Origin of the sequence: Vulcanisaeta sp. JCM 16159 (assembly GCF_001316265.1) — an archaeon.
In the GTDB taxonomy this organism is placed as follows: Archaea; Thermoproteota; Thermoprotei; order Thermoproteales; family Thermocladiaceae; genus Vulcanisaeta.
This window is the reverse complement of record NZ_BBDN01000016.1, coordinates 24,505-30,504: the sequence shown is the minus strand read 5'-3', so window position 1 is coordinate 30,504 and position 6,000 is coordinate 24,505. Positions and strand designations below refer to the sequence as shown.

Annotated in this window: 9 protein-coding genes; 5 read left to right on the top strand and 4 right to left on the bottom strand. The window is 44.3% G+C overall.

What is annotated here, in order from left to right; all coding sequences use genetic code 11:
- Window positions 1-849: amino acid permease (locus tag JCM16159_RS12365; protein WP_243666869.1), on the bottom strand; the 849-nt coding region annotated here is incomplete at its 3' end.
- Between the two features lie 126 nt (window positions 850-975).
- Here JCM16159_RS12365 and cyaB point away from each other — a divergent pair.
- From cyaB to JCM16159_RS12350, 4 genes are read left to right on the top strand one after another with little or no spacing between them, the layout of a single operon-like run.
- Window positions 976-1,527 carry a class IV adenylate cyclase gene (gene cyaB, locus JCM16159_RS12360; RefSeq protein ID WP_054858021.1) on the top strand — a complete coding sequence of 184 codons (552 nt, stop codon included), beginning with the start codon at window positions 976-978 and terminating at the stop codon, window positions 1,525-1,527.
- Window positions 1,528-1,550: 23 nt separating this feature from the next.
- Window positions 1,551-2,261, top strand: a complete 711-nt coding sequence (locus tag JCM16159_RS12355) for a hypothetical protein (RefSeq protein WP_054858020.1) — start codon at window positions 1,551-1,553, stop codon at window positions 2,259-2,261.
- Complete coding sequence (locus JCM16159_RS19665; RefSeq protein WP_367834516.1) at window positions 2,258-2,383, top strand: hypothetical protein; 126 nt, start codon at window positions 2,258-2,260, stop codon at window positions 2,381-2,383. The genes JCM16159_RS12355 and JCM16159_RS19665 overlap by 4 nt, the downstream gene beginning before the upstream one ends.
- Window positions 2,384-2,421: 38 nt before the next feature.
- The gene (locus JCM16159_RS12350; protein ID WP_054858019.1) at window positions 2,422-2,727 is read left to right on the top strand and encodes a hypothetical protein; all 306 of its coding nucleotides are present in this window, start codon (window positions 2,422-2,424) and stop codon (window positions 2,725-2,727) included.
- Here JCM16159_RS12350 and JCM16159_RS19660 read toward each other — a convergent pair.
- The 3 genes from JCM16159_RS19660 to JCM16159_RS19650 form a co-directional block, all read right to left on the bottom strand.
- Window positions 2,704-3,747: a hypothetical protein gene (locus JCM16159_RS19660; RefSeq protein ID WP_367834517.1), complete on the bottom strand. Its 1,044-nt coding sequence runs from the start codon at window positions 3,745-3,747 to the stop codon at window positions 2,704-2,706. The two genes, JCM16159_RS12350 and JCM16159_RS19660, sit on opposite strands and share 24 nt — an antisense overlap.
- Window positions 3,748-3,848: 101 nt before the next feature.
- Complete coding sequence (locus JCM16159_RS19655; RefSeq protein WP_367834515.1) at window positions 3,849-4,997, bottom strand: helicase-related protein; 1,149 nt, start codon at window positions 4,995-4,997, stop codon at window positions 3,849-3,851.
- Window positions 4,910-5,644, bottom strand: coding sequence for a DEAD/DEAH box helicase (locus tag JCM16159_RS19650; protein ID WP_367834514.1), 735 nt, complete (start codon window positions 5,642-5,644; stop codon window positions 4,910-4,912). The genes JCM16159_RS19655 and JCM16159_RS19650 overlap by 88 nt, the downstream gene beginning before the upstream one ends.
- A 157-nt stretch (window positions 5,645-5,801) precedes the next feature.
- On the opposite strand from JCM16159_RS19650, the gene JCM16159_RS17835 reads away from it, so the two are divergent.
- Entirely contained in the window at window positions 5,802-5,981 is a 180-nt protein-coding gene (locus JCM16159_RS17835) for a TFIIB-type zinc finger domain-containing protein (RefSeq protein WP_243666868.1), read from the top strand.
- The last annotated feature ends 19 nt before the right edge of the window (window positions 5,982-6,000 follow it).

Sequence of the window (6,000 nt, the reverse complement as noted above, 5' to 3'; positions counted from 1 at the left end):
GAAGCCGAGGGTTAAGAATACTAATGAGAATAGGAACGCCATGGGGATATTCCAGTGAAGGGCGCTTTTGCCTTTTATCTCAGAGGCTATTGCAGGCCCAGCATTCAACCACGGGTATACATATATTGCGAAGAAGGGTAATAGCATCAATATGGTGTTCATGGAGAAGTAGGGCCCTGTATAACTGCTGGCTATTTTTGAATACGTATAACCAGTTGGTAATAATGAGGATACAGCACTAATGACCTGGGTCTTAGGCATTATGAAGAGCAAAATTATGGCCGTCAATAGACCAAGTAGTGATACTACTGTTAGTGCCGTCATTAGTTTAATCCCATACTTTGTACCAAGTATGTTGGCTAGGACTATGACGGCGAAGAAGGCAATGCCTATACCAACCTCTTGAGCAGTCGTTAATGAAATATTAACACCCAGTATTGGCAAAACCGACTCCAACTGAAAAACAGCCGCAAAGGCTATCAATGCATAATATGCCAAGCTCTCTATTACAAAGCCGAGGACAAGCCCATTAGTTAGCCAGGCTAGTTTTGGTCCTAGGGCTCTTCCTAGCCATATGTAGTCACCGCCGACCCTCGGTATGTACCTAATTAGCGTGGAGTAGACGATTACCTGCGGCAGTGCAAAGAGGGCGGCTATGAGGGAAGCATATACAAGGTTTGCGCCTGCCACGGTCGCCACGGTTGATAGTGCTGCCAATGTAAAGCCTATAGATGCCAAAGCAGCACCAACCGACATATTGGCAACATTAATCGAAACAGCATCCCAAAAACCAGCCTCCCTAACCAAACCCGTAGACTCCCTGATGAAGACTTGGTATTCCCTATCCATCGTTATAATGGTTATTTTAAATAATTTATAAATCCTCTGTTCATTAATACCGTTTATTGTTTAATCAAATTATTAAACAATAAGTCAGGACATAGTTTATAAATTAGTAGGCACTGCCATAATGCTGTGTTTGAGGTTGAGGTTAAGTATAGGGTTCCAAGCCACGATAGGGTTAAGGATAATCTGAAATCATTGAATGCGAAGTTTCTCGAGCATACCGAGGAGACCGACATATACTTTAATAGCCCGGTTAGGGACTTTGCGAAGACTGACGAGGCACTTAGGGTTAGGGTATATGGCGACGGCACTGTAGTACTAACGTATAAAGGCCCACGTATTGGCAGTGTTGGGAAGACCCGTGAGGAATTGAGTGTTACCGTCAATGACCTTGACAGCCTCCTTGAGATTCTCAGGAGACTTGGGTTTAAGGAGGTGGCTAGGGTGGTGAAGAGGAGGGATATTTATAATTATGAGAATTTCACAATATACATGGACACGGTCGAGGGATTGGGAAGCTTTGTTGAGGTTGAGACCATGGTTAATGATAAGGAACTAATAAATAAAGCCACGGAAGAGGTACTCCGGCTTGGAGATAGGATGGGCCTTAGGAGGGATTGGATTGAGAGGAGGACGTACTTAGAGTTAGTGCTTGAGGGGCAGGGTGTGAATAAACCTTAATAATTACGGCTGTAATACCTAATGTGCAGTTTGATAATGTCGTGATAATTGAGGGCAATTACAGGAACTACTACCCATTATCAATTAGTACACCACTCAGTGACTTGATAATTGGTGGTCTTCGATACTACGAACACGTAGCATTATGGTTAATGAACCTGGGATATGACGTGAATATATACGTTATCACCCGCGATTATCTAGCTAGGTATTGGCGAGGCATTGCCGATTCAATATTGTCTAGACTTAACCTGAAGTATTCAGTAAAGTATGTACATAGTACTGAGGATATAAGTGGAGTAACCTTGTGGATAGGCACATCGTTAATTCCTCAGATAGATGTGCTAAATAAATTGATGAGTAATGCGATGACTGGAGTCGAGATTAGATGCGGTGATAAGGCTCTACTCAGTATTACTAATGAACGTGGAGCAGGTGTGAAAGATACGATTAATAATTGTGACTTACCAATGGCTGATGGTATTTGGTCAATAATTAAGTGGAATACCGAATTACTCCGCAGTAATTCTAAGTACTTAATGAAAATCATCGGTGATAAGGCCGTGGACTCGGACATCTCGAGTAATGCCGTTATTGATGAGAGGGCAGGTAATGTAATAGCGATAAATACCATTATTGAACCATTGACTTATATTAAGGGCCCATCACTACTCGGTCCAGGCTCCAGGGTGCTGCCTCATGCGTACGTTAGGAGGGCACGGTTCTATACATGAATAATGCAGTTGGTGGCGAGGTTAAGAACTCAATAATGGATATGCACAGCCTTAAGGAGCACTTTAGTTACCTGGGCGACTCCTACGTGGTAGGTGGGTTAATATTGGGGCCGGGTCAGTAACTTCGAATCTGAAGAATACAATAGGCATCATTAGGTACATGGGTATTGATACTGGTATGATTAAGCTTGGCTCAATAATTGGTGATTGGGTTAAGGTGGGGATTAACACGTCGATAATGAGCGGTAAGTACATTGGGCAGGGGAGTAGCGTCATTGGGCTTATTAGGAGGGATGTTCCACCATTTAGTATGTGTATAAATGATAATTGTAAGACGTTAATAATCGAGAAGGCTGTGGAAATTTACAGGAGGTTTGCCGAGTTGAAGAGGACGGGGTTTAATGAGGATGAAGCAGCACTAATTAAGGCAGTCTATGAAGTATCACTCCATGAACCTCCTCCTTAATTCCCTCTTCTCGAGATCATGAATAATAAGCACCAGTTTATCAATGTCGCTTATCTTTGGCAAGAACTCTTCAATATCATCAATCCTAACCCTACTGGATAGTGCAAGCACAGCGAGCTTGCCGTACTTACCAACGAGTTCAGCCGTCCTATTTATGTATTCAATAAGTTCATTGTCCTCAGACTTGGCCTTGCCCTCCCTCCACCGTTCCACGACTTGCTTTACCCTCTCCTCATCGATCCTTAATGCACCGAGTTTTTCTGAGCCGCAGTTAGGGCATTTGGGCCTGTCTGGTAGGTCCTTATTCCTGACCGAGCCAACCCAACCACAGTTAAGACATACAAGTGTCATTGATTCATTTAATAGCCTAGCTTTAACGCTCTCCCTAACCAACTTATCGAGCTTGTCGGGCGCCATTACTTCAAGCCTATGGCTTATCTTATCCACGACCTCCTTACTCATTGGGCTAAACTCACTCCTCTCTATTGTTATTAACCTCCTCTCGCCATTGACCAAAGACTTTAGAAATAAGAATGTATTATCTAGATCAAAGTCTCTCATTAGGACCTCCTTAAGGGTCTCCGTGAATACTGGCGACCCCTTATAAAGCTCTATTAAGTTGGTTATTGCTAGGTCGCTTAACTCCCTGTCCTTTTTAATTACATCGAACCTCCTTGCAACGTGAACAAACTTCCTCTTGAAAATTCCCGTCTTGGTTATGGCCCTCATTGCGTAGTCAATAAACGTCTTGTCATCCATGTTAGCCACATCCATTATTGTTTGTACGATAAGCGTCGTGTCGATGCCCGGCCTTGGTAGTTGCAGTATGACCGCGTAAGCATCCTGCTGAACACCAACCGGGTAACCAAGCCTCTCGGTTAATACCTCCCCAAGCATTCTGGCTATTGTCCTGTTGACTAACGTACCACCATGCGTATAAAGCACTATTAAATCACCAACACGCTCAATAAGGACAAGTCTATGCGAGGGCACTGGAACCCCACTTTCGACGTGCTCCATCACCTTACTCACGACGTACTTAATCGTATCACTGGAGACACCCAGCTTCGTTGCGAAGGTATTTATGGTTGCCTCAGGACCAACCTTGGTTATGTAGTTACTTATTTCCTCCTTAATATTGCCAACATCCTGCGCGATCTCGAAAGGTACGGGGATTTCCTCACCAACCCATGATGGTATTGCACCAACCGTGTCCTTAGCCGGTGCCACGTAGATCGTATCACCGACAATCTTCTGTAAAACCCAAACACCACCCCTAAACACGAACTTAATACCGGGCTCCCCATACTCAGCGACGAATGCCTCATCAAGCACTCCAATGGTTCCTCATTAGCTTGGTTAATGACTAGGTAGTGCTTTTCGTCGGGTATCATAGACATCTGCTCAAAGAAGTACCTATACATCTCCCTCCTGGCCCTAACACCGCTTGGCTTAAGTACGACACCCTCATTTTCAATGAAGTAGGCAAGCCTTGGATTGAGGACATCACTCATGAACCTAAGCACGCCCTTAAGCTCCTCAATTGACAACTTCCTGTATGGGTAAGCCCTCCTTATTAAATCATAAAGTTCATCGATTGTCCACCTACTCTTGATCATCAATAAACTGACTATTTGGTGAACGAGAACATCATATGGCTTATCAGGTATTTGGGTTGCCTCAAGGAGCCCAGACTTAGCCCTGTTTATTATCGCCACAGCCTCAAGTGTGTCATTCAAGTCCTCGGTTATCACCACACCCCTTGGGATCTTATCAAGCCTATGGCCACTCCTACCAATCCTCTGAACAAGCCTAATAACCTGGTGGGGCGATAGGTACTGTATTACGAAGTCCACGTGGCCGATGTCAATACCCAACTCAAGGCTTGATGTTGCTATGACCGCCTTTAACTTACCATCCTTGAACGCCCTCTCCGTGGTTATCCTCGAAACCTTAGATAATGAGCTATGGTGTATACCCACCGAGTCATAGCCAAGCATTGTGAACCTATACATCAGTAGTTCAGCCATTGATCGTGTGTTAACAAAGACTATCGTTGAACCACTCCCACTCACTAGGTCTTTAATCACCCTGAGCCTGGCAACCGCATCTGGGTATAGGTAAACGCTCTTGGCCACATCCTCATCCTCCTTAGTGGGCTCCGGATGTAGTACGTCCATCCTCATCTCTCTAATGATGCTTGACTGTACAATGTCGCATTCCTCATCATTACCAACAAGGAACCTGGCAACCTCCTCGGGACTACCCACCGTGCTGACAAGCCAATTATCTGCGGCCTCCTACCAATCAACCACTTAATCCTTTCCAGGGTCAAGGTCAATTGCGTACCTCTCTTATCCTCGGCTAATTCATGAACCTCGTCAATGATTATCCACCTAAGCTTCATTAAGTGCTCCCTTAGTCTCTTACCTGATAAAATGGCCTGGAGGGTCTCGGGCGTCGTTATGAGCATTTGAGGGGGATCCTTACTCTGCTTGACCCTATCGCTCTGGTCAGTGTCCCCATGCCTAACACCAACCTTAATACCAACCCTCTCACCCCACCAAACAAGCCTATCAAGCAAGTCCCTATTCAACGCCCTAAGTGGTGTAACATAGAGAATGTATATACCCTTATCGGCGAACTCACCCTTATCCATACCCCACCTAAGCATCGAGAGGACTGGCAATACGGCAGCCTCCGTCTTACCACTGCCCGTTGGCGCTATTATCAACACATTACGCCCACTAAGGATCTTCGGAATAGCTAACCTCTGAGGCTCCGTGGCCTTTAAGAACCCCCTTTCAATAAGAGCTGATTGAATTACAGGGTGAAGTAATCCATAGGCGTTATCCAACTCCTTAGTGGTTACTGAAAATTTGACATCGTAGCTACTCATCGTACTTACACTATACAATTAACACCATGGACCCTACCCAATTTTAAACCATTTGCTTTAGTTGAAGCGAAAGACAAAACCACGAAACCTATAAATAAGGAGCGGGAAGATTCCATAGAATATTACCTTTAATGGAAACATAAGCCTAATATTAAACCTCAGCATCGGTAAACCAATGCTTAAGTGCAGTGCCTGTGGCTCGACCAGAGTAACGGTCCTAATTAATGGAAAGCCATACTGCACATACTGCGGGACTAAAATATTAAGAACTCATTTAGTAAGAACGTTATTAAACATGAAGAAGGAGGGTTTGATAACCTCAATAATAAATGTGGAGAGTTACGAAGACTCTTAATGAAGAAACTATTAATAAG

Bases quoted from the DNA above. Each gene is read 5' to 3' on its own strand.
- JCM16159_RS19665 (WP_367834516.1), top strand. From the start codon at position 2,258: ATGAATAATGCAGTTGGTGGCGAGGTTAAGAACTCAATAATGGATATG.
- JCM16159_RS12350 (WP_054858019.1), top strand. From the start codon at position 2,422: ATGGGTATTGATACTGGTATGATTAAGCTTGGCTCAATAATTGGTGAT.
- JCM16159_RS19660 (WP_367834517.1), bottom strand. From the start codon at position 3,747: ATGGAGCACGTCGAAAGTGGGGTTCCAGTGCCCTCGCATAGACTTGTC.
- JCM16159_RS17835 (WP_243666868.1), top strand. From the start codon at position 5,802: ATGCTTAAGTGCAGTGCCTGTGGCTCGACCAGAGTAACGGTCCTAATT.